This is a genomic window from Streptomyces sp. BF23-19, from assembly GCF_041106355.1.
Lineage (GTDB): Bacteria > Actinomycetota > Actinomycetes > Streptomycetales > Streptomycetaceae > Streptomyces > Streptomyces virginiae_A.
On the sequence record NZ_JBGBPT010000052.1, the window covers coordinates 1 to 25,040 of the forward strand.

At 72.6% G+C, this 25,040-nt stretch carries 23 protein-coding genes; 13 read left to right on the forward strand and 10 right to left on the reverse strand.

The annotated features are described in order from the left end of the window. From AB8A24_RS26545 to pdhA (AB8A24_RS26555), 3 genes are all read right to left on the reverse strand, one after another. The coding region (locus AB8A24_RS26545) for a biotin/lipoyl-containing protein (RefSeq protein ID WP_369477823.1) at window positions 1-466 on the reverse strand (466 nt) is incomplete at its 3' end. A 12-nt stretch (window positions 467-478) separates the two neighbouring features. After that, window positions 479-1,459: an alpha-ketoacid dehydrogenase subunit beta gene (locus tag AB8A24_RS26550; RefSeq protein WP_030010542.1), complete on the reverse strand. Its 981-nt coding sequence runs from the start codon at window positions 1,457-1,459 to the stop codon at window positions 479-481. Continuing rightward, entirely contained in the window at window positions 1,459-2,661 is a 1,203-nt protein-coding gene (gene pdhA, locus AB8A24_RS26555) for a pyruvate dehydrogenase (acetyl-transferring) E1 component subunit alpha (RefSeq protein WP_266382901.1), read from the reverse strand. Before pdhA (AB8A24_RS26555) ends, AB8A24_RS26550 begins: the two co-directional genes overlap by 1 nt. 327 nt (window positions 2,662-2,988) lie before the next feature. Between pdhA (AB8A24_RS26555) and AB8A24_RS26560 the strand changes: the two genes are divergently transcribed. Both AB8A24_RS26560 and AB8A24_RS26565 read left to right on the forward strand, forming a co-directional pair. Continuing rightward, entirely contained in the window at window positions 2,989-3,651 is a 663-nt protein-coding gene (locus AB8A24_RS26560; protein WP_266382904.1) for a response regulator transcription factor, read from the forward strand. Between the two features lie 88 nt (window positions 3,652-3,739). Continuing rightward, the gene (locus AB8A24_RS26565) at window positions 3,740-4,156 is read left to right on the forward strand and encodes a pyridoxamine 5'-phosphate oxidase family protein (RefSeq protein WP_328962469.1); all 417 of its coding nucleotides are present in this window, start codon (window positions 3,740-3,742) and stop codon (window positions 4,154-4,156) included. A 112-nt stretch (window positions 4,157-4,268) separates the two neighbouring features. On the opposite strand, the gene AB8A24_RS26570 is transcribed toward AB8A24_RS26565, so the two are convergent. Further along, window positions 4,269-5,882 carry a protein kinase gene (locus AB8A24_RS26570; RefSeq protein WP_328962470.1) on the reverse strand — a complete coding sequence of 538 codons (1,614 nt, stop codon included), beginning with the start codon at window positions 5,880-5,882 and terminating at the stop codon, window positions 4,269-4,271. 229 nt (window positions 5,883-6,111) lie between these two features. On the opposite strand from AB8A24_RS26570, the gene AB8A24_RS26575 reads away from it, so the two are divergent. The 10 genes from AB8A24_RS26575 to AB8A24_RS26620 all read left to right on the forward strand — a co-directional run bounded on the left by AB8A24_RS26575 (window position 6,112) and on the right by AB8A24_RS26620 (window position 18,060). After that, window positions 6,112-7,770 carry a protein kinase gene (locus AB8A24_RS26575; protein WP_328962471.1) on the forward strand — a complete coding sequence of 553 codons (1,659 nt, stop codon included), beginning with the start codon at window positions 6,112-6,114 and terminating at the stop codon, window positions 7,768-7,770. 172 nt (window positions 7,771-7,942) lie between these two features. Continuing rightward, complete coding sequence (locus AB8A24_RS26580; RefSeq protein ID WP_328962472.1) at window positions 7,943-8,419, forward strand: hypothetical protein; 477 nt, start codon at window positions 7,943-7,945, stop codon at window positions 8,417-8,419. Between the two features lie 118 nt (window positions 8,420-8,537). After that, window positions 8,538-9,194: a PadR family transcriptional regulator gene (locus AB8A24_RS26585; RefSeq protein ID WP_030714217.1), complete on the forward strand. Its 657-nt coding sequence runs from the start codon at window positions 8,538-8,540 to the stop codon at window positions 9,192-9,194. A 25-nt stretch (window positions 9,195-9,219) separates the two neighbouring features. Beyond that, window positions 9,220-9,966 carry an ABC transporter ATP-binding protein gene (locus AB8A24_RS26590; RefSeq protein WP_328962473.1) on the forward strand — a complete coding sequence of 249 codons (747 nt, stop codon included), beginning with the start codon at window positions 9,220-9,222 and terminating at the stop codon, window positions 9,964-9,966. 101 nt (window positions 9,967-10,067) lie between these two features. Further along, the gene (locus AB8A24_RS26595) at window positions 10,068-12,824 is read left to right on the forward strand and encodes an ABC transporter permease (protein WP_328965912.1); all 2,757 of its coding nucleotides are present in this window, start codon (window positions 10,068-10,070) and stop codon (window positions 12,822-12,824) included. Window positions 12,825-12,930: 106 nt separating this feature from the next. Continuing rightward, window positions 12,931-13,470 carry a bacterial proteasome activator family protein gene (locus tag AB8A24_RS26600; protein ID WP_030014634.1) on the forward strand — a complete coding sequence of 180 codons (540 nt, stop codon included), beginning with the start codon at window positions 12,931-12,933 and terminating at the stop codon, window positions 13,468-13,470. A gap of 270 nt (window positions 13,471-13,740) precedes the next feature. Continuing rightward, the gene (locus AB8A24_RS26605) at window positions 13,741-14,622 is read left to right on the forward strand and encodes an NTP transferase domain-containing protein (protein WP_328962474.1); all 882 of its coding nucleotides are present in this window, start codon (window positions 13,741-13,743) and stop codon (window positions 14,620-14,622) included. Next, window positions 14,619-15,968: a molybdopterin molybdotransferase MoeA gene (locus tag AB8A24_RS26610; RefSeq protein WP_328962475.1), complete on the forward strand. Its 1,350-nt coding sequence runs from the start codon at window positions 14,619-14,621 to the stop codon at window positions 15,966-15,968. Before AB8A24_RS26605 ends, AB8A24_RS26610 begins: the two co-directional genes overlap by 4 nt. Then, complete coding sequence (locus AB8A24_RS26615) at window positions 15,956-17,056, forward strand: potassium channel family protein (protein WP_328962476.1); 1,101 nt, start codon at window positions 15,956-15,958, stop codon at window positions 17,054-17,056. The genes AB8A24_RS26610 and AB8A24_RS26615 overlap by 13 nt, the downstream gene beginning before the upstream one ends. 26 nt (window positions 17,057-17,082) lie before the next feature. Further along, a complete protein-coding gene (locus AB8A24_RS26620; protein WP_328962477.1) occupies window positions 17,083-18,060 on the forward strand; it encodes an NAD(P)H-quinone oxidoreductase in 978 nt (325 codons plus the stop codon). Window positions 18,061-18,210: 150 nt separating this feature from the next. On the opposite strand, the gene AB8A24_RS26625 is transcribed toward AB8A24_RS26620, so the two are convergent. Genes AB8A24_RS26625 through pdhA (AB8A24_RS26635) form a run of 3 tightly spaced genes read right to left on the reverse strand, consistent with a single transcriptional unit; the run spans window position 18,211 to window position 21,691 of the window. Further along, window positions 18,211-19,536, reverse strand: coding sequence for a dihydrolipoamide acetyltransferase family protein (locus tag AB8A24_RS26625; protein WP_369477824.1), 1,326 nt, complete (start codon window positions 19,534-19,536; stop codon window positions 18,211-18,213). Continuing rightward, window positions 19,536-20,504 carry an alpha-ketoacid dehydrogenase subunit beta gene (locus AB8A24_RS26630; protein ID WP_266384953.1) on the reverse strand — a complete coding sequence of 323 codons (969 nt, stop codon included), beginning with the start codon at window positions 20,502-20,504 and terminating at the stop codon, window positions 19,536-19,538. The genes AB8A24_RS26625 and AB8A24_RS26630 overlap by 1 nt, the downstream gene beginning before the upstream one ends. 50 nt (window positions 20,505-20,554) lie before the next feature. After that, complete coding sequence (gene pdhA, locus AB8A24_RS26635) at window positions 20,555-21,691, reverse strand: pyruvate dehydrogenase (acetyl-transferring) E1 component subunit alpha (RefSeq protein WP_030714188.1); 1,137 nt, start codon at window positions 21,689-21,691, stop codon at window positions 20,555-20,557. Window positions 21,692-21,884: 193 nt separating this feature from the next. Here pdhA (AB8A24_RS26635) and AB8A24_RS26640 point away from each other — a divergent pair, with 193 nt between their 5' ends. Then, a complete protein-coding gene (locus AB8A24_RS26640; RefSeq protein ID WP_328965913.1) occupies window positions 21,885-22,433 on the forward strand; it encodes an Lrp/AsnC family transcriptional regulator in 549 nt (182 codons plus the stop codon). A gap of 21 nt (window positions 22,434-22,454) precedes the next feature. On the opposite strand, the gene AB8A24_RS26645 is transcribed toward AB8A24_RS26640, so the two are convergent. From AB8A24_RS26645 to AB8A24_RS26655, 3 genes are all read right to left on the reverse strand, one after another. Next, a complete protein-coding gene (locus AB8A24_RS26645) occupies window positions 22,455-22,679 on the reverse strand; it encodes a hypothetical protein (RefSeq protein ID WP_328962479.1) in 225 nt (74 codons plus the stop codon). A 95-nt stretch (window positions 22,680-22,774) separates the two neighbouring features. Further along, on the reverse strand, window positions 22,775-23,377 hold the full coding sequence (locus AB8A24_RS26650; RefSeq protein ID WP_328962480.1) for a TetR/AcrR family transcriptional regulator: 603 nt from the start codon (window positions 23,375-23,377) through the stop codon (window positions 22,775-22,777). Further along, window positions 23,374-24,951, reverse strand: a complete 1,578-nt coding sequence (locus tag AB8A24_RS26655) for a 3-hydroxyacyl-CoA dehydrogenase (protein ID WP_328962481.1) — start codon at window positions 24,949-24,951, stop codon at window positions 23,374-23,376. Before AB8A24_RS26655 ends, AB8A24_RS26650 begins: the two co-directional genes overlap by 4 nt. Window positions 24,952-25,040 lie beyond the last annotated feature (89 nt).

Genomic DNA, 25,040 nt, shown 5'->3' on the forward strand with positions numbered 1-25,040 from the left:
GGAGCGGCGCCGGTGCGGCCGGAGCCGCGGGGGCGGCCACCGGGGCCGCCGTACCGTTCTGCGCGGCCACGGCGGGCGCCGGGGCGGCCTTGCGCGGGCGGCGCTTGGTGGAGGCCTCGGAGACCCCGTAGCCGACCAGCACGGGCTGGCGGGCGGCCGGGGCCGGTTCGGCGGCGGCCGGGGCCGCCTCCACCGCGGCGGCGACGGGGGCCGGGGCCTCCGCCTCGCCCGTCTGCACCGAGATGATGACCTGGCCGACGTCGACCGTGGTGCCCTCCTCGAAGAGGAGCGCGTGCACGACACCGTCGAACGGGATCGGCAGTTCCACGGCGGCCTTGGCCGTCTCGACCTCGCACACGACCTGACCGTCGGTGACCGTGTCACCGGGCTGGACGTACCACTTGAGGATCTCGGCCTCGGTGAGGCCCTCGCCCACATCGGGCATCTTGAATTCGCGGATGGTCATGACGCGGGTCTCCTAGTACGCCAGCGAGCGGTCGACGGCGTCGAGCACCCTGTCCAGGCCGGGCAGGTACTCGTCCTCCAGGCGGGCCGGCGGGTACGGGGCGTGGAAACCGCCCACGCGCAGGACCGGCGCCTCCAGGTGGTAGAAGCACCGCTCCGTGATGCGAGCGGCGACCTCCGCGCCCACGCCGAGGAAGACCGGCGCCTCGTGGACGACCACGAGCCGGCGGGTCTTCTCGACCGAGGCCTGGATCCCGTCGAAGTCGACCGGGGACATCGAGCGCAGGTCGAGGACCTCCACCGACTTGCCCTCCTCGGCGGCCGCGGCGGCGGCCTCCAGGCAGACCTTCACCATCGGGCCGTAGGCGGCCAGGGTGACGTCCGAGCCCTCCCGGCTCACCCGCGCCTTGTGCAGCTCACCGGGGATGGCGTCGAAATCGACCTCGCCCTTGTCCCAGTAGCGGCGCTTCGGCTCGAAGAAGATCACCGGGTCGTCGCTGAGGATCGCCTGCTGGAGCATCCAGTAGGCGTCGCTCGCGTTCGAGGGGGAGACCACCTTGAGGCCCGGCACGTGCGCGAAGAGCGCCTCGGGGGACTCGCTGTGGTGCTCGACCGCGCCGATGCCGCCCGCGTACGGGATACGCACGACGACGGGCATCTTGACCTTGCCCAGGGCGCGGGCGTGCATCTTCGCGAGCTGCGTGACGATCTGGTCGTACGCGGGGAAGACGAACCCGTCGAACTGGATCTCCACGACCGGCCGGTACCCGCGCAGGGCCAGACCGATGGCGGTGCCGACGATGCCCGACTCGGCGAGCGGGGTGTCGATGACCCGCTCCTCGCCGAAGTCCTTCTGCAGGCCGTCGGTGATCCGGAAGACGCCGCCGAGCTTGCCGACGTCCTCACCCATGATCAGGACCTTGGGGTCCTGCTCCAGCGCCTTGCGCAGCGACTCGTTGAGCGCCTTGGCGATCGACATCTTTTCGACAGCCATCAGTGACCCTCCTCGAAGGACGCGAGGTAGGCGGCGAACTGGGCGCGCTCCTCGTCGACGAGCGCGTGCCCGTCCGCGTAGACGTTCTCGAAGATCGCCATGGTGTCCGGGTCGGGCATGGCACGCACAGCCTCGCGCACGCGCTTGCCCATCGCCTCGCTCTCCGCCTCCAGCTCCGTGAAGAACGCCTCGTCGGCGCCCCCGGTGGCCAGCAGGTGGGCCTTCAGGCGCAGGATCGGGTCCTTCGCCTCCCAGGCCGCCGTCTCCTCGTCCCGCCGGTACTTCGTCGGGTCGTCGGAGGTGGTGTGGGCGCCCATGCGGTACGTGAACGCCTCGACCAGGGTCGGGCCCTCGCCGCGGCGGGCCCGGTCCAGGGCCCAGCGGGTCACGGCCAGACAGGCCAGCACGTCGTTGCCGTCGACGCGCACGCCCGGGAAGCCGAAGCCCTGCGCGCGCTGGTAGAGCGGCACGCGCATCTGGCGCTCGGTCGGCTCGGAGATCGCCCACTGGTTGTTCTGGCAGAAGAACACCACGGGGGAGTTGTAGACGGCGGAGAAGGTGAACGCCTCCGCGACGTCGCCCTGGCTGGACGCGCCGTCGCCGAAGTAGGCGATGACCGCGGAGTCCGCGCCGTCCTTGGCCACACCCATCGCGTAACCGGTCGCGTGCAGCGTCTGCGAGCCGATGACGATCGTGTAAAGGTGGAAGTTGTTGGTGTTCGGGTCCCAGCCGCCGTGGTTCACGCCGCGGAACATGCCGAGCAGGTTGGTCGGGTCGACCCCGCGGCACCAGGCCACGCCGTGCTCGCGGTAGGTCGGGAAGACGTAGTCCTCGTCGTTCAGCGCCCGGCCGGAGCCGATCTGGGCGGCCTCCTGCCCGAGGAGCGAGGCCCACAGGCCCAGCTCACCCTGACGCTGCAGGGCGGTCGCCTCACCGTCGAAGCGGCGGGTCATGACCATGTCGCGGTACAGCCCGCGCAGGTCCTCGGTGGTGATGTCTGCGACGAAGGGGGCGAACTCGGCGTTCTCCGCGTTCTCGACGCGGTCCCCTTCGGGCGTCAGCAGCTGTACGAGCTGAGGTACGACATCCTGCGTCTGCGCGGTGGCAGCGGCGGGCTTGGCGGCGGCGTTCGCCGCGCCTGCCGCCCGCTTGGTGCCGCTGCTGCGTCGCGGCTTGCGCGCGGCAGTGCTCTCCACGGTCACGTGTGCTCCTCCGTCGGTCCGGCACCCGGGTTCTCCGGGGTCCAGTGCGGCTCACCTGTATCCGTAACGAGCGCACGGGGTGGGTGCGCGTCGCGTACGGGGATTCAGGCGTGACAGGTGTCCCGGCGAGTGCCCTGCGCAATGCACGTTACCCAGTGCGCCGCATAACTGCGAAACCCCGTTTGACCTGCGTTTTTGCTTGGATTTCCTAGTAAAAACGCAGCAACGGGAACAACCACTGGTCACAGCCTTGCAGGGGCCGGGAACAACGGCACGTTATCCCGGGTAACTCCGGCAGGGAAGGGGTGAGTGTGTGAAACTGACTTCGTGCGCGAAGACGGAAAAATCAAGGTATTCCTCCTGGACGACCACGAAGTGGTACGTCGGGGCGTCCACGAGCTCTTGTCGGTCGAAGAGGACATCGAGATCGTCGGCGAGGCCGGTACCGCCGCGGACGCCTTGGTACGGATCCCCGCCACCCGTCCCGACGTGGCCGTCCTCGACGTCCGCCTCCCCGACGGCAGCGGTGTGGAGGTCTGCCGCGAGGTCCGCTCGCAGGACGAGGACGTCAAATGCCTGATGCTGACCTCCTTCGCCGACGACGAGGCACTGTTCGACGCGATCATGGCCGGCGCCTCCGGTTACGTGCTCAAGGCGATCCGCGGCAATGAGCTGCTGAGCGCCGTACGCGACGTCGCCGCCGGCAAGTCGCTCCTCGACCCGATCGCCACCGCCCGCGTGCTGGAGCGGCTGCGCGACGGCGGCAGGACCGGCCGGGGCGACGACCGCCTGGCGAACCTCACCGAGCAGGAGCGGAAGATCCTCGACCTGATCGGCGAGGGCCTGACCAACCGCGTCATCGGCGAGCGGCTGCACCTGGCCGAGAAGACGATCAAGAACTACGTCTCCAGCCTGCTCTCCAAGCTGGGCATGGAGCGCCGCTCCCAGGCCGCCGCCTACGTGGCCCGCCTGCAGGCCGAGCGCCGCTGACCCCACACCCCACGCGGGACCGAGGTCCCCTGCCCTCGGGGCGGGCTGCTCTTCCCCGACGGGGTGTCGGTGACCGAGAGTGGACGCCATGTCCCCCGAGGAACTCCACGCCGTCGAACTGCTGCGCCGGGTGCCGTACGGCCGCGTGGCCACCAGCATGCGCGCGCTGCCGTTCCTCGCGCTCGCCCGCCACATCGTGGTGGACGGCAGGGTGGTCCTGAGAATGCATTCCGGTTTCGGCTACCACCAGGCCTGCAACGGCAGTGTGGTGGCGTACGGGGCCGACAATTCCCATTCGCCGGAAGTGGAACTCTGGTCGGTCCAGTTCACCGGAACGGCGCAGGTCATCGAGCCCACCAACGCCGAACTGGAGCTCTTCGGTCCCGTTCCGCATTTCATCGACGGCCAGGTCTTCGACCCCGTCTACATGCGTATCGAACCCCAGTTCGTCACCGTGCACTCGCTCGCCCGGAATCCGGACCGGCAGTACCAGCACGCGCTCTGACCCGCGCTCACGCGGATACATGGGGATACAGCGGTGTGGGGATACAGCGGTGTGGGGATACGGGGACGGGCCCGGCGGAATTGATTCCGCCGGGCCCGTCCCCGTATCCGCCTCACTCCTCCGAGTTGGTGGTGCCGCCACCGCCGGGGCCGCCGGCGCCGCCGGGGCCCGCGTCCGTGGGCTTCGTCGACGGGCTCGTCGAGGGCTTCGTCGACGGGCTCGTCGAGGGCTTCCCCGACGACGAGGCGCTCGGCGAGGCCGTACCCGTCGGCGATTGCGTCGCGGTGGGCGTCGGCGTCGGGCTGAAGCTCTGCTGACGGCTACGGGTCGCCGTGGGCGAACTGTCGTTGGTGGGCTGGGTGTTGTCCTGCGTCTGCGGCGGCTGGGTGACGTTCGGGGCCGCGGACTGGCTCGGCTGACCGCCCGGGGTGCTCTGGGTGGTCTCCGGCTTCTTCTTGTCGCCCTGGCCCACGGTGTTGACGGCGTAGGCCACGCCGCCCATGACCGCCACGATCGCGAGGACCGCGAACAGCCAGCCCTTCCAGCGGCTGCCGCCGCGTTCCTCGTAGGCGTCGTATCCGTCGTAGCCGCCGTTGCCGGCCTGGCCGTGGCCGCCGGGGAAGGCCGAGCCGTCGTCCGGGTTCAGCGACGGCACCATCGGCTGCTGGAACTGCGAGGTCGAGGCGTGCGCCCCGTACTGCTGCTGGGCGCCGTTCCCGGGCAGGGGCATGGCCGTGGTGGCGGAGGCGCCGCCCCGCCCGTGCGGCAGGGTCATGGTGACCGGACCGGTGCTCCAGGTGCCGGTGTTCGGTCCCTGGTCGTGCAGCATCTGGAGCGCGTACTGGACCAGCCCGCGCATCTCCTCGGCGCTCTGGAACCGGTCGTCCGGGTCCTTGGCGAGGGAGCGCATGACCAGGCCGTCGAGCTCCTGCGGGAGGTGCCGGCCCTCCGGCAGCTGCGAGGGCGGCACCGGCGCGTCCTGGACGTGCTGGTAGACCACCGACAGCGGGGTCTCACCGGTGAACGGGGGACGCAGCGCGAGCAGTTCGTAGAGAAGGCAGCCGGTCGCGTACAGGTCGGAGCGGTGGTCGACGGCCTTGCCGAGGGCCTGCTCGGGCGACAGGTACTGCGGGGTGCCCATGACCATGCCGGTCTGGGTCATCGTCGACTGGGCGCCGTGCAGGGCGCGGGCGATGCCGAAGTCCATCACCTTGACCGCGCCGGTCTCGGTGATGATGACGTTCGCGGGCTTGATGTCGCGGTGCACGATGCCGTGCTGGTGCGAGTACGCGAGGGCTTCGAGCACGCCCGAGGTGATGATGAGCGCCTGCTCGGGGCCCGGGGCCTCGGCACTGAGCAGGAGGTCGCGGATGGTGCGGCCCTCGACGAGCTCCATGACGATGTACGGGACGGTGTTCGGACCAACCTTGTCCTCGCCCGAGTCGTACACGGCGACGACGGCATGGTGGTTGAGTCCGGCGACGGACTGCGCCTCGCGCGTGAAGCGGGCCTTGGACACCGGGTCCTCGGCGAGGTCCGCGCGCAGCAGCTTCACGGCGACCGTGCGGCCCAGGCGGACGTCCTCGGCCGCGAACACCTCGGCCATGCCGCCGCGGCCCAGCCGGTGCGTCATCCGGTAACGGCCGTCTCCCACCAGGCCGCCGGCGCCCCAGTGCTCAGGACCATCGGTCATCCCGGCGCCGTTTCCATCGGGTTCGGGTGCCATCAGTCCTCGCCGTCGTATCTCTCGGTCGCCGCTCAGCGGTCGTCCTCTTCGTCGGTGCTCCGGTGAACGCTACAGCCTCGGAACCGGTCACCGTTCGGACAAGGCCGCCTGTGCACGTGTGGTCACGGAACGGGTACCTGGCTTGACGTGTGCTTGCCCTGCGGCAGACTGGGCGCCATATGCGCCCGGCCAGCGGCGTGGGGACACATCCCGAGGGGAAGCAACAGTCATGAGCCAGGACGGCACTCAGGGCCAGTACGCGGGCGGCTCTCTGGCCGGTGGCCGTTACCAGCTAAGGGACTTGCTCGGTGCGGGCGGCATGGCGTCCGTGTACCTGGCGTACGACTCGGCCCTCGACCGGCAGGTCGCCATCAAGACGCTGCACAGCGACCTCGGCCGCGAGCAGTCCTTCCGCGAACGGTTCCGCCGCGAGGCCCAGGCTGTAGCGAAACTGTCGCACACGAACATCGTCTCGGTATTCGATACGGGCGAAGGCGAAGTGACGTTCGGCGGCGCCGCCGCCGGTGACGGCGCGGTGATGCCGTACATCGTCATGGAGTACGTGGAGGGCCGGCCGCTGGGCTCGGTGCTGGAGGAGGACATCCGCCAGTACGGGGCCATGCCGGCCGACAAGGCGCTGAAGGTGACGGCCGATGTGCTGGCCGCGCTGGAGACCAGCCACGAGATGGGGCTCGTCCACCGCGACATCAAGCCCGGCAACGTCATGGTGAACAAGCGCGGCGTGGTCAAGGTGATGGACTTCGGCATCGCCCGCGCCATGCAGTCGGGGGTCACCTCGATGACGCAGACCGGCATGGTCGTCGGCACCCCCCAGTACCTCTCGCCCGAGCAGGCGCTGGGGCGCGGGGTCGACGCCCGTTCCGACCTCTACTCGGTCGGCATCATGCTGTTCCAGCTGCTGACCGGACGCATCCCGTTCGACGCGGACTCGCCGCTGGCCATCGCGTACGCCCACGTGCAGGAGGAGCCGGTCGCCCCGTCCTCCGTCAACCGGTCGCTGACCCCGGCGATGGACGCGCTGGTGGCGCGGGCCCTGAAGAAGAACCCGAATGAGCGTTTCCCCACGGCCGCGGCCATGGGCGACGAGGTCGCGCGGGTGCTGGGCTCCGGGCAGACCGGTGCGCCGGTCATCATCCAGGGCCAGTCGCCCCTGAGCAGCGGAGCGGGCGTGGCCTCGGCCGTGTTCCCGCCGGTGGAGTCCGGGTACCAGGCGCCCCCGCAGTCGGTGCAGCAGCCGTACCAGGCTCCGCACACCCCGACGCCGGCCCCGTACGCGCCGACGCCGGCCCCGCAGCAGCACGCGCAGGGTGGCTACGCCTACCCGCACACGCCGGCGCCGCAGCAGTACGCGCCGCAGACCCCGCCGCCGTACACGATCTCCCCGTCCACGGCGGGCACGACCGCGGCGTCCGGCGGCGGCAAGCGGAACATGCCGGTGCTCGTGGGCGCGATCGCGGTGGCGTTGCTGGCCGTCGGCGGTCTGATCGCGGCGCTCTCGATGAACGACGGCGACAAGGACAAGGGCACGACCGCGGACCCGGGGGCCTCCGCGTCCGCCGGCGCCTCCGCCAAGGCCGGGTTCAAGGGGCCGGACACCACGCGCACGATCGACCCGAAGAAGTGCACGGAGCCGGTGAAGCACTACAGCGAGACCGGCAAGTTCATGGCGCCGGACTTCAAGTACAAGAACCTGCTCTCGGTGAAGGAGTGCATCCAGGCCTCGGGCGGCAGGTACAAGATCGAGACGAAGGACGAAGCCGTGTACGGCAAGGACACGGTGCTGTTCCAGACCCCGGCCGCCGGCGACAAGATCGACAAGGAAGGCACGGAGTTCACGCTGACCGTGTCGAGCGGCAACCCCGAATAGCGCGACAGGCACCGCCACGCGGCGGCGCGGCAGGCTCCGCGGTCCGACACCCCGGCATCCCGGGCACCCGATGGGGTGTCCGGGATGCCGCTTTTGCCCCGCTGTGTAAATCTGGGCGCATATCTCTGACGCGCAGCGAGCAGCTCGTGGCTCGGGACGGGAGGGGCTCCCCGTGATCCAAGGCTTCCGCCCGCCGCACTGGCTGGCCTGCGCGGCTCTGGCGGCCGCCGCGCTCGCGCCCACCGCCTCCGCGTACGCCGGCCCCTTCCTCACCCCGTCCCGGCACGTCGCGGCGCCCTCCTCGCCCTCCTCGCCCGACGACCCCCACGAGGAACTGGCCGGCAGCCTCGCCGGGGTCGGCCGCGAGCACCCCGGGCGGCCTGTGGGCGAGCCCGCCAACCCGGAGCTGGTGGTGGCCTCCCGGCCCCGGGCGCCGGTCCGCCCGCGCGCCGAACCCTCCCCCCGGCCGCCCACCGGCACCGCCGTCGCCGCCCCGAGCCCGCCGCCGTCGGTGGTCACCGCCCTCGGCACCGGAACCAACGACCGGGCCGCCGACCTGGCCGCGCACATACTGCCGCTCGGCACCGGATTCGCCCTGATGGGCCTCGGCCTCGGCTACCTCGGCGTGCGCCTGCGCCGCGGGATCTGAGCGACCCGGACCACCCGGTCCGGGCGCGCTCCGGGTCCGCTCCGGGCGCGCGTCCCCCGTACGGCGTACATCTCAGGATGGTTGCAGGGAGTGAACATACTCGGTATACATACCGAGTATGTCGATCCGTCACGGGCTACTCGCCCTGCTGGAACGGGGTCCTCGGTACGGCTCCCAGCTACGCACCGAGTTCGAATCCCGCACCGGCTCCACCTGGCCGCTCAACGTCGGGCAGGTGTACACGACCCTCGCCCGTCTCGAACGGGACGGCCTCGTCGCCCCCGACGGCGAGGACGCCGCCGGCCACACCCTCTACGCCATCACCGACGCCGGGCGCACCGAGCTGCTCCAGTGGTACGAGCGCCCCGTCGACCGGGCCAACCCGCCCCGCGACGAGCTGTCCATCAAGCTCGCCATGGCCGTGGGCGCACCCGGCGTGGACATCCGCGCCGTCATCCAGTCCCAGCGCCACGCCACGATCAAGGCGATGCAGGACTACACCCGGCTCAAGGCCACGGCGCTCGCCGCGGTCGAGAGCGGCCGGTCCCGCGAGCGCGACGACGTGGCCTGGCTGCTCGTCCTGGAACAGCTGATCTTCCAGACCGAGGCCGAGGCCCGCTGGCTCGACCACTGCGAAGCCCGGCTGGTCCGGCTCTCCCTGCCGGCCGACCGGAGAGCCGCCGAACCCGAACCGCCCCAGGCCGCCGCGGCCGAGACCCCGGCCCCGCCCACCACCGCCCGGCCCCGTCGTACCGCTCGTACGCGTCGTGGCTGAACCACCGTTCCAGGGGGGACACTCCATGCCTGACCAGCCCCAGTCCCAGCAGCCCGTACTGCAGTTGGACCAACTCGTCCGCACGCACGGCAGCGGCGCCACCGAGGTGCACGCCCTGCGGGGGATCAACCTCTCCGTGTTCCCCGGTGAACTCGTCGCCGTCATGGGCCCCTCCGGCTCCGGCAAGTCCACGCTGCTCACCCTCGCCGGCGGCCTCGACACCCCGAGCAGCGGCCGGGTGATCGTCGAGGGCACCGACATCACCGCCGCCGGCCGCAAGCAGCTGGCCGCCCTGCGCCGCCGCAGCATCGGGTACGTCTTCCAGGACTACAACCTGATACCGGCCCTCACCGCCGCCGAGAACGTGGCACTGCCCCGGGAACTCGACGGGATCTCCGCCCGCAAGGCCCGCGCCTCCGCGGTCGCCGCGCTGGAGGAGATGGGCCTCGGTCAGCTCGCCGACCGCTTCCCCGACGAGATGTCCGGCGGCCAGCAGCAGCGCGTGGCCATCGCCCGCGCCCTCGTGGGCGACCGCCGCCTGGTCCTCGCCGACGAGCCGACCGGCGCCCTCGACTCCGAGACCGGCGAGTCCGTCCTCGCCCTGCTGCGCGCCCGCTGCGACGCGGGCGCGGCCGGGATCCTCGTCACGCACGAGCCGCGGTTCGCCGCCTGGGCCGACCGCGTGGTCTTCCTGCGCGACGGCAGCGTGGTCGACGAGACCCTGCGCAGCCACGCCGACTCGCTCCTCTCCGGGCAGGCGGCCGGCCAGTGACCTCTCCGCTCCAAGGCTGGTACCACTCCTGGATCGCGGCCCTGCGCATAGCCCGCCGCGACGCCTGGCGCGCCAAGGGCCGCAGCTCCCTCGTCCTCGCGATGCTCGCCCTGCCGATCATCGGAGTGAGCGCCGCCGACCTCACGCTGCGCAGCGCCGAACTCTCCCCCGAGCAGTCGCTCACCCGGATGATCGGCGCCGCCGACGCCCGGGTGAACGCCTCGTACATGTCCGGGGCCATCAACCAGAGCCCCGACGGCACGGCCTCCGCGCCCGTCGGCGGCTACAAGGACTACGACCCCTCGAAGTCCCCGCGGGAGAAGCCGGCACCGGTGGAGGCCGCGCTCCCGCCCGGGGCCCAGGTCCTCAAGGACAGCGGCGGCTACGCCAAGGTCCGCACCACGCACGGGCTGCTCGACACCCACCTGCGTGAACTCGACACGCACAGCCCCCTGGTGAAGGGCATGATCACGCTCGACCGCGGCCGGCTGCCCGAGAGCTCGGGCGAGGTCATCGCCACCCGGGCCTTCCTGGGGGACTCCGGCCTGTTCGTCGGCTCGTCGGTCACCCCGCGCGGCGCCACCTCCCCGTACAAGATCGTCGGCGCCTACGAGCTGCCGGACGAACTCGAACGTCCCGAGATCATCGCTCCGCCCGGGACGCTGATCGCCCCGCTGAACAAGGCGGTGTCGGAGTCCGGCGGCCGCGCGGTGTCCCCCGACGACACCTACCTGGTCAAGGTCGGCGGCGCGGGTGTCACCTGGGACGCCGTCAAGGCGGCCAACGCCAAGGGCCTGCTCGTCATCTCGCGCGCCGTCATCCTCGACCCGCCCGCCGACTCCGAGGTCCCGCTCTACCGGGACGAGCCGAAGGCGATGTTCGAGCGCGACGGCAACAAGGTCGTCGAAACGGCCATCCTGGCCACCGTCGCGGGCCTGGCCATGCTGGAGATCTGCCTGCTCGCCGGACCGGCCTTCGCGGTCGGCGCCCGCCGCTCGCGCCGCCAGCTCGGTCTGGTCGGCGCCAACGGCGGTGACCGGCGCCACATCCGCTCCATCGTGCTCTCCGGCGGCCTGGTCCTCGGCGCCGTCGCGGCCGTGACCGGCACCGTCATCGGCGTCCTGCTCACCGTCCTCCTGCGGCCGGTGCTGGAGGAGACCCTCGGCAACCGCTTCGGCGGCTTCGACTTCCGCCCCCTGGAACTGGCCGGCATCGCCCTGCTCGCCGTGATCACCGGCCTGCTGGCCGCGATCGTCCCCGCCGTCACCGCGTCCCGGCAGACCGTGCTGGCCTCGCTGACCGGCCGCCGCGGCATCCGCAAGGCCAACCGGGTGCTGCCCGTCCTCGGCCTGATCGCCATCGCCGTCGGCGCCGCGATCGCCCTCTACGGCACCACCTCACAGCTCGGCAGCACCGTCGTGGCGGGCGGCAGCGCCCTCGCCGAACTCGGCATCGTCGCCCTCACCCCGGTCCTGGTCGGCCTGTTCGGCCGGCTCGGCCGGTGGCTGCCGCTGTCGCCGCGGCTCGCGCTGCGCGACGCCGTGCGCAACCGCGGGCGTACGGCCCCCGCCGTGGCCGCCGTACTGGCCGCCGTCGCCGGAACCGTCGCCGTGGCGACGTACGAGCAGAGCAACGACGTCCAGATGCGCCAGGAGTACCGGGCCGACCTGCCGCACGGCACCGGACTGCTGGCGGCCAACGAGAACGGCGCGTACAAGGAGGTGCCCGCCCTGCGCGAGGCCCTCGGCAAGCAGCTGCCGCTGGCGCAGCGGGCGGACATCGAGCGGCTGGTCGTCGGCAAGCCGAGCTGCGAGTCCTTCTCCTCGGACCCCGGCTGCGGCCGCGTCGAGGTCATCACGCCCAAGGAGCAGCGCTGCCCGCTCTACGAGGACAGCAAGGAAGACGACGCGTTCCCGGTGGAGCAGCGGAAGGAACTGCGCCAGGACTGGCGCTGCAAGGAGTCCCGGCACGGCACGCAGCACTCCGTCCTCGTCGGCGACGAGAAGGTGCTGAGCGTGCTCGCGGTCACCGACCCGGGCTCCGTGGCCGCCCTCAAGGCCGGCCAGGCCATCTCCTTCGACAAGCGCCAGGTCAAGGACGGCAAGCTCACCCTGCGGGTCATCACCGACCCGGGGGAGAACGACATCATGCGCGGGCGGTACGACGAGACGCCCGGTGAGGACAAGGTCCTCCCCGTCCACCAGGCACCCGACTCGGTCGAGGGCTGGGGCGTCGAGCTGATCCTGCCGCCCTCGGCGGCCAAGGCCGCCGGACTGGCCACCGCGCCCGTGGGCTCGTACTTCAGCCTCGACGGGATCCCGACCAGCGAGCAGCGGCAGAAGCTGGACGGGGAGATCGACCGGATGGGCGTCGAGGCCTCCCTGCGCATCGAGAAGGGCTACGAGGGCGACAACAGCCTCGTCATGCTCGCCCTCGCCATCTTCGCGGGGATCGTCACCATCGGCGCGGCCGGCATCGCCACCGGGCTGGCCCAGGCCGACGCCGAGGCCGACCTGAAGACGCTGGCCGCGGTGGGCGCCGCGCCGCGGGTACGGCGGACGCTGAGCGGCTTCCAGTGCGGGGTGGTCGCCCTGATGGGCGTCGTCCTGGGCTCGGTCGCCGGGATCCTGCCCGCCGTCGGCCTGCGCCTGACGGAGCAGCGGGCGGCGGAGGCGCTCCACCAGGAGTCGATCGAGCAGGGCTTCATGGCGGTGACGGAAGCCGTGCCGTTCGTGCCGATCTCCGTGCCGTGGGAGACCCTCGGCGGGCTGCTCGTCGTGGTTCCGCTGGGCGCGGCCCTGCTGGCGGCCCTGGTCACCCGCTCCAGCGGCGCGCTGGCCCGCCGGGCCGCGGGGTAGCCCCAAGGCCCGGAACCGGTACCAGGCTGGTGCCCCCGTACAGGGTGGATCACGACTGTACGGGGGCACACCGTGTGAGTACGGAGGTGTGCGAGAGAATGACGGCATGGAGATGCCGAGGAGTGAACGGTCGCAGGACAGCCCCCCGCACGTCCTGATCGTGGGACAGGACGGGACGGCGGTCGGCGACGCCGATGACGAGTCGCGCGAGGTCCCGGTGACGGAAATGGTCGAACAGCCCGCCAAGGTCATGCGGATCGGCAGCATGATCAAGCAACTCCTGGAAGAGGTACGTGCCGCGCCTCTCGACGAGGCGAGCCGGGTCCGGCTCAAGGACATCCATGCCGCCTCGGTCAAGGAGCTGGAGGACGGCCTGGCCCCGGAGCTCGTGGAGGAACTGGAGCGCCTGTCACTCCCGTTCACCGAGGAGGCCATCCCCTCCGAGGCCGAACTGCGCATCGCCCAGGCCCAGTTGGTGGGCTGGCTGGAAGGCCTCTTCCACGGCATCCAGACGGCCCTGTTCGCACAGCAGATGGCGGCGCGGGCCCAGTTGGAGCAGATGCGCCGCGCCCTCCCGCCGGGCGGGCCGCACGACGACGACGAGGACGGCGGCCACGGCGCGATCCGCTCGGGCCCCTACCTCTAGTCTCCGACGGACAACAGAAGAACCGGGTCCGGCCCCGCCCCACGGCGAGGCCCGGACCCGTTTCTCGTCCCGCCCATTCAGCCCCGCCGGCGTTCGAGGCGCTCTTTCAGCCCCGCCGGCGTTTGAGGCGCGGGGGTCCGGGGGCAGCGCCCCCGGCAACGGCGCCGCACCCGGCATCAGGCATCCGGCACGGCACCGCACCGCACGGCACCGCACGGTCCACCAGGTGCGGCTCCCGGCCAGGGACATGGCCGCCGCATACTCAAGGGCATGAGCTACGACGCGATCGTGCTGGCCGGCGGCGCCGCTCGGCGACTCGGCGGGGCCGACAAGCCCGCGCTGAGCGTCGGCGGCCGCGCACTCCTCGACCGCGTCCTCGACGCCTGCCCGGACGCCCGGACCACCGTCGTCGTCGGCGATCGCCGCACCACCGCGCGCCCGGTCCACTGGACCCGCGAAGACCCGCCCGGCGGCGGCCCCGTGGCCGCACTGGACGCCGGGCTGCGTCGGACCACCGCCGAGCTGGTCCTCGTACTCTCCGCCGACCTGCCGTTCCTCGACCGGGAGACCGTAGGGGCCCTGCTGGAGGCCCCGTCCACGCCCACGGCCCCCGGCCAGGACGGGGCGATGCTGCGGGACCCCGACGGCCGGGACCAGCCGCTGGTCGCCGCCTACCGGGCCGAGCCGCTGCGCCGCGAGATCGCCCTGCTCGCCGCCGAGCACGGCACCCTCACCGGGCTCCCGCTGCGCGCGCTCACCGCCGAACTGGACCTCGCCCGCGTCACCTCCCGGCCGCTCGCCTCCTTCGACTGCGACACCTGGAACGATCTCGCCGCCGCCCGCGCCCGGATCAGGGAGCATGGAAGCGTGCTGGAGCAATGGATCACCGCCGTCAAGAGCGAGCTGGGCATCGACCTCACCGTCGACACCAAGACCCTGCTCGACCTCGCCCGGGACGCCGCCCACGGCGTCGCCCGGCCCGCCGCCCCGCTGACCACCTTCCTGGTCGGCTACGCGGCCGCCCACGCCGCCGCCACCGGCGCCGACCCCGCCCAGGCCGTCGCCGAGGCCTCCCGCAAGGCGGCCGACCTGGCGCTGCGGTGGGCCGACGAGGCAGCGGCAGACTCCGCCGAACAGAACGGCTCCGGATGACCCCCACGAACTCCGCCGAGCAGGCCCTCGACGAGGCCCTGGCACTGGTCAGCCGCGCCCCGGAAGGCGGCGCCGGCGACAGCTCGGGCAATGCGGGCCGCGGTGCCGGCGGCGGCACGGGCGCCCACCGCGCGACCGGCTGGCAGCGGGCCCGGGACACCGCCACCCGCGCCGGGAGCGGAGTGCGGCCCCGTACCCACCGGGTGCCCCTCGCGGCCGCCCTCGGCGAGGTCCTGGCCGCCCCCTTGGACGCCCTCACCGACCTGCCGTCCTTCGACACCTCGGCCATGGACGGCTGGGCCGTCGCGGGCCCCGGCCCCTGGAGCGTGCGCGCCGGCGGCGGCGTCCTGGCCGGCTCCGAGCGGCCGGAGCCCCTCACGGACGGCGAGGCGGTACGGATCGCCACCGGCGCCCGGATCCCCGCTGACGCCACCGCCGTCATCCGCAGCGAGCACTGCCGCGAGGCCGGCACCCAGCTCTTCGCCGACCGGCCCGTCCTCACCGGCCAGGACATCCGCCCGCGGGGCCAGGAGTGCCGCTCCGGCGACCTGCTGCTGCCCGCCGGCTCCCTGGTCACCCCGGCCGTACTGGGGCTCGCCGCGGCCGCCGGGTACGACGAGCTGACCACCCGGCCCCGCCCGCGCGTGGAGATCCTGGTCCTCGGCGACGAGTTGCTCACCGGGGGCCTCCCGCACGAGGGGCTGGTCCGCGACGCCCTCAGCCCCATGCTCGGGCCCTGGATCGACCGCCTCGGCGCCGAGGTCATCGGCACCCGGCGGATCGGCGACGACCCGGCGGGGGCCGCGGCCCTGCTGGAGGCCGTCACCACCAGCACCGCCGATGTCCTCGTCACCACGGGTGGCACCGCCGGCGGACCCGTCGACCACGTCCACCCGGTACTGCACCGGGCCGGCGCCGAACTGCTGGTCGACGGGGTGGCGGTGCGCCCCGGGCACCCCATGCTGCTGGCCCGCATCGGGTCCGGGACGCCCGAGGAACACGCGGTGCGCCATGTGGTCGGGCTGCCCGGCAACCCGCTGGCCGCCGTCTCCGGGCTGCTGACCCTCGCCGAACCGCTGCTGCGCGCCCTCGCCGGCCGTCGCAGGCGCCCCCGCTACACGGCGCCGGTGCAGGGCGACGTACCCGGCCACCCGTACGACACCCGGCTGGTGCCGGTCCTGCTGAGCGACGAGCACGCGGTGCCGCTGCGCTACCACGGACCTGCGATGCTGCGCGGTGTGGCCGCCGCCGACGCGCTGGCCGTCGTACCGCCCAAGGGCGCGCGGTCGGGACAGGAACTGGAGATTCTCGATCTGCCCTGGGCTTCTGGAGGATGTTTCACGTGAAACTGCACGGCCAGGACTCCATGGCCCGCGGCGCCGACGAGAAACTCGTCTCCCGGCGCATCAAGCTGCCCAAACGCGTCGTCGAGGCTCCGCTGAGCCAGGTCGGCAAGCGTCTGCTGATGGCCCTGTTCGTGCTCTTCCTCACGGTGTTCGTCGTGTGGCTGGACCGTGACGGCTACCACGACAACGCCAACGAGACGGTCGATCTCCTCGACTGCTTCTACTACGCGACGGTGACGCTGTCCACGACCGGTTACGGCGACATCGTGCCGTACAGCGACAGCGCCCGGCTGATCAACATCCTGGTGATCACGCCCCTGCGCGTGCTGTTCCTGATCATCCTGGTCGGTACCACCCTGGAAGTCCTGACGGAACGGACGAGGGAAGAGTGGCGGCTCAAGCGCTGGAGGAAGAACTTGCGTGACCACACGGTCGTCGTCGGCTTCGGCACGAAAGGCCGCTCGGCCCTTCTGACGCTGCTGGCCACCGGCCTCTCCAAGGAACAGGTCGTCATCGTCGACCCCAGCGCCAAGGTGATCGACACGGCCAACGCGGAGGGGTTCACGGGCGTGGTCGGCGACGCCACCCGCTCCGACGTCCTGCTCCGCGCCGAGCTGCAGAAGGCCCGTCAGATCGTCATCGCCACCCAGCGGGACGACACGGCGGTCCTGGTCACCCTGACCGCCCGTCAGCTCAACCGCGGGGCGAAGATCGTCGCGGCGGTGCGCGAGGAGGAGAACGCCCCGCTGCTGCGCCAGTCCGGGGCCGACGCCGTCATCACGAGCGCGAGCGCGGCCGGTCGACTGCTGGGCCTGTCGGTGCTCAGCCCGAGCGCGGGCACCGTGATGGAGGACCTGATCCAGCAGGGCAGCGGGCTCGACCTCATCGAACGCCCCGCCCGCAAGGCCGAGGTCGGCAAGTCGGTACGGGACACCGAGGACCTGGTGGTGAGCGTGCTGCGCGGGCACCGGCTGCTCGCGTACGACGACCCGCACGCGAGCCCGATCCAGCTGACGGATCGTCTCATCACCATCGTGCGGGCGGTACCGCCCACCTCGCCCGCGGTGCGACTGGGTCCCGCCGAGTAGCCGCGCCGTGGCGTAGCCTCCGGGCCATGCATGCGATCACCATCGAGCAGCCCGGCGGCCCCGAGGCCCTCGTCTGGGCCGACGTACCCGATCCGGTGCCCGGCGAGGGCGAGGTCCTCGTCGAGGTCGCGGCGAGCGCCGTGAACCGCGCCGACGTACTCCAGCGACAGGGGTTCTACGATCCGCCGCCCGGCGCCTCGCGCCATCCGGGGCTGGAGTGCTCCGGGCGGATCGCCGCGTTGGGGCCGGGAGTGTCCGGCTGGTCCGTGGGCGACGAGGTGTGCGCCCTGCTGGCCGGCGGCGGCTACGCGGAGCGGGTGGCCGTGCCGGCGGGCCAGTTGCTGCCGGTCCCGGCGGGCGTGGACCTGGTGACGGCGGCCGCGCTGCCCGAGGTCGTCTCGACGGTGTGGTCCAACGTCTTCATGGTGGCCGGACTGCGGCCCGGCGAGACCCTGCTGGTGCACGGCGGGTCCAGTGGGATCGGGACGATGGCGATCCAGCTGGCGAAGGCGGTGGGCGCGACGGTCGCCGTGACGGCGGGCGGCCCGGAGAAGCTGGCGCGCTGCAAGGAGCTGGGCGCGGACATCCTGATCGACTACCGCGAGCAGGACTTCGTGGCCGAGCTGCGCGAGGCGACGGGCGGGGCCGGGGCGGACGTGATCCTGGACATCATGGGCGCCAAGTACCTCGCCCGGAACGTGGACGCCCTGGCCGTGAACGGGCGGCTCGCGGTGATCGGGCTCCAGGGCGGGGTGAAGGCCGAGCTGAATCTCGGCGCGCTGCTGGCCAAGCGGGCGGCGATCACCGCCACCTCGCTGCGGGCCCGCCCGCTGGAGGAGAAGGCCGCCATCGTCGCCGCCGTACGCGAGCACGTGTGGCCGCTGGTGGCCGCGGGGCGGATCCGGCCGGTGGTCCACGCGGCGTTCCCGATGCGGGATGCCGCTGAGGCCCACCGGGTCCTGGAATCCAGCGCCCACGTGGGCAAGCTGCTGCTCACGGTGTGAGGGCCGGGGGCGGCGCCACTGCGGGGCACTGCCCCCGAACCCCCGGTCCTCGAACGCCGGACGGGCTGAAGAACAGCCTCGCCGGCGTTGGAGGCGCGGGGTCCGGGCGGAGCCCCGGCAACGGCGCCGCACCCGCCCCGCGCCGCACGGCTACAGGCTGCGCAGCAGGACCGCCGGGGATTCGACGCAGTCGGCCACGTAGCGCAGGAAGCCGCCCGCCGTGCCGCCGTCGCAGACCCGGTGGTCGAAGGTCAGCGACAGCTGGACGACCTTGCGGACCGCCAGCTGGCCCTCGTGCACCCACGGCTTGTCGATGATCCGGCCCACGCCCAGCATCGCCGCCTCGGGGTGGTTGATGATCGGCGTGGAGCCGTCGACCCCGAACACCCCGTAGTTGTTCAGGGTGAAGGTGCCGCCGGTCAGATCGGCCGGAGCCAGCTTCCCGGCCCGGGCGAGCTCCGTCAGCCGGGCGAACTCCGCCGACAGGGACTCCGGGTTGCGGTGCTGCGCGTCCCGGACCACCGGGACCACCAGGCCCCGCTCGGTCTGCGCGGCGAAGCCCAGGTGCACCGACGGGAGCCGGACGATCTCCTTGGCCGCCAGGTCCACGGTGGAGTTGAGCTCCGGGTACCGGGCGAGGGCGGCCGTGCAGATCCGGGCCAGCAGCGCGAGCACCGAGATCTTGGGCCCGCCCACCGCGTTCATCGCGGCCCGGGCAGCCATCAGCTCGGTGGCGTCGGCGTCGACCCAGCAGGTGGCGTCCGGGATCTCCCGGCGGCTGCGCGACAGCTTCTCGGCGACCGCCCCGCGCACCCCCTTGAGCGGGATCCGCTCGCCCTGCGCCGCCACCGCCGGGGCCACCGGGGCGGCCGGGGCCGGCTCGGGCGCCCGCAGCGCGGCCAGCGCCGCCTCGACGTCGGCCCGCAGGATCAGCCCCTCGGGCCCCGACCCCTTCAGCGCGCGCAGGTCGACCCCGCCGTCCTTGGCCAGCTTGCGCACCAGCGGCGAGATCACGGGCACCGGACCGGCGGGCACCGCCGGAACCACCGGGGCAACCGGGGCAACCGGGGCCACCACGACGGGCGCCGAGACCGCGGCGGTGACGGGTCGCACCCGTCGCCGACGCGCCGGGCGCGAGTGGTCCTCGCCGTAGCCGATCAGGGGCCGGGGCACGTTGCCGGAGCCTTCGGCCTCGGCCGCCGGCGCGGCCGGGGCCTCCGGGAGCGACGACGCCCCCACCGCCACGGTGATCAGCGGTGCTCCGACGGGCAGTTCCGTGCCCTCCTCCCCGAAACGGGCGGTGACCACACCGCCGTAGGGGCACGGAACCTCCACCATCGCCTTGGCCGTCTCGACCTCGACCACCGGCTGGTCGATGGCGACGACATCGCCCACCGCGACCAGCCAGCGGACGATCTCGGCCTCGGTCAGGCCCTCCCCGAGATCGGGAAGCTTGAATTCCATTACCTGCGGCATCAGTTCTCCCACTGCAGGCGTGCCACGGTGTCCAGGATCCGGTCCACTCCCGGCAGGTGGTGCTTCTCCAGCATCGGCGGCGGGTAGGGGATGTCGAAGCCCGTCACCCGCAGCACCGGCGCCTCCAGGTGGTGGAAGCACCGCTCGGTGACGCGGGCGGCGATCTCCGCGCCCGGGCCGCCGAAGCCGCCGGCCTCGTGGACCACCACCGCACGACCGGTGCGGCGTACGGACTCCACGACCGTCTGCTCGTCGAAGGGAACGAGGGAGCGCAGGTCCACGACCTCCAGGTCCCAGCCCTCCTCGCGCGCCGCCTCGGCCGCCTCCAGGCACACCGGCAGCGAGGGTCCGTAGGTGATCAGGGTCGCGCTCGTGCCGGCCCGCCGGACCAGCGCCTTGCCGATGCCCGGCACGGCCGTCGGCGCCTCGGGCCGCCAGTCGGCCTTCGACCAGTAGAGCCGCTTCGGCTCCAGGAAGACCACCGGGTCGTCGCTCGCGATCGACGCGCGCAGCAGCCCGTACGCGTCCTCGACCGTCGCCGGGGTGACCACCGTCAGGCCGGGCGTGGCCACGTAGTACGCCTCGGAGGAGTCGCAGTGGTGCTCCACACCGCCGATCCCGCCGCCGTAGGGCACGCGGATGGTGATCGGCAGCGGCATCGCGCCGCGGGTGCGGTTGCGCATCTTCGCCACGTGCGAGATCAGCTGCTCGAACGCCGGGTAGGCGAAGGCGTCGAACTGCATCTCCACCACCGGCCGCAGCCCGTACATGGCCATGCCGACCGCCGCGCCCAGGATGCCCGCCTCCGCGAGAGGGGTGTCCGTGCAGCGCTCCTCGCCGAACTCCTTCGCGAGCCCGTCCGTGATCCGGAAGACCCCGCCCAGCGTCCCGACGTCCTCGCCCATGACGTGGACCGTCGGGTCCTCGGCCATCGCGTCACGCATCGCGCGGGTCAGCGCCTGCGCCATCGTCGCGGGCTTGGCCCCCGTCTTCGCGGACTTCGCCGCCGCCACCGTCGTCACGCCTGATCCTCGGCTTCCAGCTCTGCGCGCAGCATGGCCGCCTGCTCCCGCAGGCGGTCCGTCTGCTCCGCGTACACGTGCGCGAACAGGTCCATCGGGTCCACCACCGGGTCCGCGTTCATCCCCTCGCGGAGCGCCGCGGCCATCGCCTCGGCGTCCTCGCGGACCGCCTGGATCGCCGCTTCGTCGATGATCCCGCGGGCGGTCAGCTCACGCTCCAGCAGATCGACCGGGTCGTGCGCCTTCCAGGCCTCGACCTCGGCGTCACCGCGGTAGCGGGTCGCGTCGTCGGCGTTCGTGTGGGCCTCCATCCGGTACGTGACGGCCTCGATCAGGGTCGGACCACCACCGGACCGGGCCCGGCGGACCGCCTCGGTCAGCACCTCGTGCATGGCGGCGATGTCGTTGCCGTCGACGAGCCGGCCGGGCATCCCGTACCCCACGGCCTTGTGGGCGAGGGTGGGGGCGGCGGTCTGCTTGGCGAGCGGGACGGATATCGCGAAGCCGTTGTTCTGCACGAGGAAGACCACCGGGGCCTGCCAGACGGCGGCGAAGTTCAGCGCCTCGTGGAAGTCGCCCTCGCTGGTGCCGCCGTCGCCGACCATGGCGAGGGCGACGACGTCGTCGCCGCGCAGCCGGGCCGCGTGCGCCAGGCCCACCGCGTGCGGCAGCTGGGTGGCGAGCGGGGTCGAGAGCGGGGCTATGCGGTGCTCACGCGGGTCGTATCCGGTGTGCCAGTCGCCGCGCAGCAGGGTCAGCGCCTGGACGGGGTCCAGTCCGCGCGCCACGGCCGCCAGAGTGTCGCGGTAGCTCGGGAACAGCCAGTCCTGGTCCTCCAGGACCAGTGCGGCCGCGATCTCGCAGGCCTCCTGGCCGACGGTGGAGGGGTACACGGCGAGCCGGCCCTGCTTGGTGAGCGCCGTGGCCTGGGCGTTGTAGCGCCGGCCGCGCACCAGCTCGGCGTAGTAGCGGCGCATCAGCTCCGGGTCGAGCCGGTCCGCCGCCTCGGTGCCCAGCACCCGGTAGGGCTCGGGGTCCGGAAGCAGCGGAGCGGCGTCCGTACGGGGGCTCCAGGCGGGCGGCTGGGTGGAACGGTGGGACGCACCGGCACCGGGCAGCTCTTGGACCGTCATGGCGGCGTACACCTCCTCGTGGGAAGCGGGCAGGGGGTGCCCCGGATGTGAGGCCCCTCACCTACCGATTGTTCGGTTGTCCGCGCAATTTGGCTACAGGCGGCTCCAGGCTGTGGACAAACGGGCCCCGGGGCCCTGGGATGGATGCAGGACGTCCAGGAGAGGGAGGCATCGGGCAATGCCGGATGAACAAATGGCCGGAACGGGTTCCGCACCGGCTGCGCCGGGGGGCGCCCAGGGAGCCACGTCAGGCCCGCCCGTCGCACCCCGCCCCCTGGATCCGATCGACCGGTCGATCATGCGACTGCTCCAGGCGGACGGCCGGGCGTCGATACGGTCGGTGGCGGAGCAGGTACACGTCTCACGGGCGAACGCCTACGCCCGGATCAACCGGCTCATCGACGACGGGGTGATCCGGGGGTTCACGGCCCGCGTCAACCATGAGCGCGCGGGTCAGGGCGCGTCCGCCTACATCACCTTGAAGATCGTCCAGAACTCCTGGCGCACGGTCCGCGAGCAGCTGCGCGAGCTCCCCGGCGCGGCGCACATCGCGCTGGTCAGCGGTGATTTCGACGTCCTGCTGCTGGTGCACACCCCGGACAACCGGACCCTGCGCGAGCTGGTCCTGACCCGGCTCCAGGCCATCCCGGAAGTCCTCTCGACGCGCACCCTGCTGGTCTTCGAGGAAACGGATCTCCTCTCCCCGGGCCCGGGGAGCGGTCCGACAATCGCGGAGGAGTAGGCCCGCGCTGGGCCGAACGCGCTACGCGGGAGTCCTGGCCGCCGGCGCCCGGGGCCCGCCGACCGGCGGGCACACCGGGTCGCCGCCGGGCCGGTCGTCATTTGTCAGGGTGGCGAGCGGCCGCCCGTCGACGACCGCCCCGCGCAGGTCCCCGTCCCGGGACACGATCTCCCCGGCGTCGGGGATCACGGCGACGTCCTGTTCGCCGTGCCCGGGTCCGTGCCGGTCGCCGAGGCGGTCGACCATCGCGTGAGGGTGGCCCAGGGGGAGCGGCGTTCGGTGAGGGTGGGGAGGAAGGTGCTCGTGCTGCATGCTCGCACCCCGGCCGGCCGGGGTGCGGCTCAGGAGGTCGGCGGGTGGGGGGTGGTGCGCAGGCCGTCGAAGGCCATGTGGACGACCGCGTCCGCGAGCTGGTCGGTGCCCGTGCCCGAGTGCGGGCGGTACCACTCGACCAGGGAGTTGACCATGCCGAAGAGCAGCCGGGTGGCCAGGCGTATGTCCACGTCGGCCCGCAGGTCGCCCTCCGCCGCGGCGGCCTTGAGCAGGTCCGCGACCTGGTGGTCGAACTCGCGGCGGCGCTCCAGCGCCCAGCGCTCGGTACGGGTGTTGCCGCGCACGCGCAGCAGCAGCGTCACGTACGGCAGCTCGCCGACCAGGACCTCGACCGTGCGGCGCGTGACGTACTCGACGCGCTCGACCGCCCGGCCGCGGACCGCGCCCGGCTCGTCGAGGATCCCGAAGAGCCCGTCGAGGGCGCGGCTGACGGCCCGCCGCAGCAGTTCCTCCTTGCCTGCGACGTGGTGGTAGATCGAGGACTTCGAAATGCCCGCGGCCTTGGAGAGGTGCTCCATGGAGGTGCCGTCGTAGCCGCGCTCGTTGAAGACCTGGACGGCCACGGACAGCAGGGTCTCGGGGGTGTAGGTGTCCCGCTTGGCCGTCGTCATTCGTTCTCCCCCGTGTCGTCCTGGTCGCCCTGGTCGCCCTGGTCGGCCTGGTCGCCCTCGTCGGCCTGGTCGCCCTCGTCGTCGCCGGCCTCGTAGCCCAGTTTGAACAGGGCGAGGGAGGGCGCGTAGCGGCCGCCGGGGACGCGTTCGTCGAGGTTGTGCAGCAGGTCGTAGGCCCAGTCCCGGCCGAGCCGGTCGTGCCATTCGGCCGGCCCCACCGGGTAGTTGACGCCGAGCCGCATCGCCGTGTCGATGTCCTCGGCGGAGGCCGCGCCGCGGGCGACGGCGTCGGCCGTGAGGTCGATCAGCATCGCGACGGTCCGCGCGACGATCATGCCGGGGACGTCGCCGATCACGGAGACCCGCTTGCCCAGCTTCTGGAAGAGGCCGATCGCCTCGGCGAGGGTCCGCTCGCTGGTGTCCGCGCTCGCGGAGAGCGCGATCCGGGTGGCGCCCCGGTAGTCCGACGCGAGGTCGAAGTAGACGACGTCCGCGAACTCCACGGAGGTCTTGCCGTCCGCGAGGACCAGCTGGCCGTCGCCGGGCAGCTGGATGTACGGGCCGCCCTGCGCGGTGGCCACGACCGCGATCCCGGCCTCCTCCAGCAGGTCCACCAGGTCGGCGGCGGGCCCGAGGTCACCGACGACGGTGACCTTCGCCGGGGCCTCCTCGGGGGCGGCGGTGTGCGGCAGCGCGGGCTCGGCGTCCGGACCGTACGGGTACCAGCCGTGCCCGGTCTTGCGGCCGAGGCGGCCCGACTGGACGAGGCGGCGCTGGGCGAGGGAGGGGGTGAACTTCGGGCTGCGGAAGAAGGACTCCCACACCGAGCGGGTCACGGCCTCGTTGACGTCCTGGCCGATCAGGTCGGTCAGCTGGAACGGGCCCATCTTGAAGCCGCCGCTCTCGCGGAGCACGGCGTCGATGGTGGCCGGGTCGGCTCCCTGCTCCTCGTACACCGCGAAGGCCTCGGCGTAGAAGGGGCGGGCGATCCGGTTGACGATGAAACCGGGGGTGTCGGCGCAGCGGACCGGCGTCTTCCCCCAGTCGAGGACGGTGCGGTACGCGAGCTCGGAGGCGGCCGGGTCGGTCGCGAAACCGCTGACCACCTCGACGAGCGGGAGCAGCGGGGCCGGGTTGAAGAAGTGCAGGCCGAGGAAGCGGCCGGGGTGCGCGAGCCCGGCGGCGAGCTCGGTGACCGAGAGGGAGGAGGTGTTGGTCGCCAGCAGCGCGTCCGGCGCGACCACCTCTTCGAGCGCGGCGAAGAGCGTCTGCTTCACGGTGACGTTCTCGACCACCGCCTCGATGACGAGGGCGGCCTCGGCGAGGTCCGCGAGGTCGCCGGCCGCGGCGATCCGGCCGATCGCCTCCTCGGCCTCGGCGCGGTCCAGCCGGCCCTTGGCGGCCATCCGCTCGACCCGGTCCTGGACGAAACCGACGCCGTCGGCGGCGAGCGCGGTGTTGATGTCGTAGATCAGCACGCGGTGACCTGCGAGAAGGGCGACCTGGGCGATGCCCTGCCCCATGGTGCCGGCGCCGACGACCGCCACAGTGCGGGACCGCTCGATTGCTGTCATGCCCTGATCCTCCCGCACACACTTGTCCACAGGTCCGCCGGGCCCTCTTGTCCCGACCGATCGTTCGGTTACTCTAACTCCAGTCTGCT